This window comes from Advenella sp. S44, assembly GCF_002810445.1.
GTDB lineage: Bacteria > Pseudomonadota > Gammaproteobacteria > Burkholderiales > Burkholderiaceae_B > Advenella.
In genome coordinates this window covers 1-1,887 of record NZ_NEXS01000013.1, presented here as the reverse complement: position 1 = coordinate 1,887, position 1,887 = coordinate 1, and the positions used below count along the sequence as shown (strand labels likewise).

General features: G+C 51.3%; 3 protein-coding genes. All 3 read right to left on the bottom strand.

Features of this window, described 5'->3' with window-relative positions; genetic code table 11:
- The coding region (locus tag CAP48_RS19420) for an alpha/beta fold hydrolase (RefSeq protein WP_153045729.1) at positions 1 to 662 on the bottom strand (662 nt) is incomplete at its 3' end.
- A 12-nt stretch (positions 663 to 674) separates the two neighbouring features.
- Positions 675 to 1,658 (bottom strand): tripartite tricarboxylate transporter substrate binding protein, encoded by a 984-nt coding sequence (locus CAP48_RS19415; protein WP_226817338.1) that lies wholly within the window; start codon positions 1,656 to 1,658, stop codon positions 675 to 677.
- 41 nt (positions 1,659 to 1,699) lie between these two features.
- Positions 1,700 to 1,887, bottom strand: a 188-nt coding sequence (locus CAP48_RS19410; protein WP_242444573.1) for an isocitrate/isopropylmalate family dehydrogenase, incomplete at its 5' end; no start/stop codon positions are given.

Genomic DNA, 1,887 nt, shown 5'->3' with positions numbered 1-1,887 from the left:
GGGGTAACTGACTCGAGATAAGCATCTGCCACAGTCCAAGGGAAATAGTGATGGCCCGCAGCTCGCAATCCAGCGATGGGATTACTGCGATAGTTACCGCTTTGCCAAGCTGGGTCTAACTCAATTATACGGCGCATCTGTCTGACTGTTTCCTTGAAAAGTTGGCCAGCCCGTGCAGCAGGTACCAGCAACACTGCCGCTGATACCAAGTGAGGGAAACGCACTACCCACTCTAACGCCTGAAATGCCCCCATTGACGCGCCGGCAACTGCAGCCAGGGGAGAACCTTTGGTCAGATGTAGTGCCAGCGCATGCTGGGCTAGCACCATGTCAGCGACTGAATAGGGGGGGAAATCTACACCTAGCCCATCACCAGGCTGGGTAGAGTCCCCCCCCCCAATTGCGTCTATCGATACGACACAGAAGCGACCTGTATCAAACGCCCGCCCCGGGCCGATATGTAGCAAGGCGCCATGGCGTGTGTTACTCGTGCCAGGTAAAACCAACACAAAATTGTTGCGGTCCGCATTTGGTTTACCATAAGTTGTATAAGCAACTGTCAGTGGAGAAATGCAGGCACCAGAAAACAACGGGAACGATTGCAACAGGAACTTTTGGTGACTACCCCCATTAGCATTAACGGTTTCTGCCGCAATACTCATAGTCTTTCCCCCTCATGACTGAGGTTGTATACCAGCTTTACGAATAACGCTGTTCCATTTTTCAATTTCTGACCGAGTGTGCTTTTCAAGCGCTTCTCCTGGATATTCTTGGTCGGGCAGTGATTGTAGGCCTTGCTTAAACAAAGATTCTTGAAAAGCTGGGTCAGCGAGCGCGTTTTGGTAAGCTTTAAAGGAGCGGCGTATCGCGGACTGAGGAGTACCCGATGGAGCGTAGAGCCCATACCATGTCTGTGCTTCAAACCCCGGAATGCCTGCCTCTGCTACGGTAGGAAGATCAGGAAATTGCTTACTACGTGTGGGGGATGTCTGAGCCAGTGGCCTGATTTTGTCGCTGCCGACTAATGCCATGACCGTATTGGCTTGGTCAAATATAGCGTCGGCTTGCCCGCCCATCACGTCAGTTAGTGCCTGACCGCCACCTCTATAAGGAACTCCTTGAATGTCAATTCCAGCCTTCTGAGCGAACAAGGCTGCAGTCAGGTGTGATGCTGAACCAACACCTGCATGGGCGACATTTAGGCGCCCGGGTTCTGCACGAGCAGAGCTTAGGAAATCCTGGAGGGAATTGTAGGGGCTCTGGCCGTTGACGAGCAATACCATTGGCGTATCAGGAAAGCGGAACACTCCGTTGAAATTTTTCACAGGATCATAGCGCAGGTTTGCGTAGAGCGAAGGTGCTGCAGCCATGTATCCAAAATGGCCAACGAGCATCGTATATCCATCAGGTTTTGCACGCGCCGCCCGTGTTGCTCCGATCGTTCCACCCGCGCCAGGCGTATTTTCAATGACAATGGATTGACCTAATTCGCGACTGATTCGATCTGCCATCATTCTGGCAAGTGAATCGGTAGGTCCACCAGCAGCGAAGGGGACGATCCATGTAATTGGTTTGGATGGGTAGTCCTCCGCTTGGGCAATTGGTAGCAAAATGCACTCTGCAACGATAGTTAGAGTGAGCAGTTTTTTTTTCATCATTTGTCTCCTGGTTTATAATATGTCCACTACGTTTAGCCTTTTCAGGATCCTGCAACTTCGTCTGCAATAGCGCGACCGATATCTTCAGTCTGCGCGTTACCCCCAAGATCCGGCGTACGTGGACCTGATTTCAAGCAATTTTCGATAGCACGCAAAATTGCAGCATGCGCATCCTCACTCCCTAAAAATTGCAACATTAATGCGCCCGACCAGATCATAGCGATCGGAT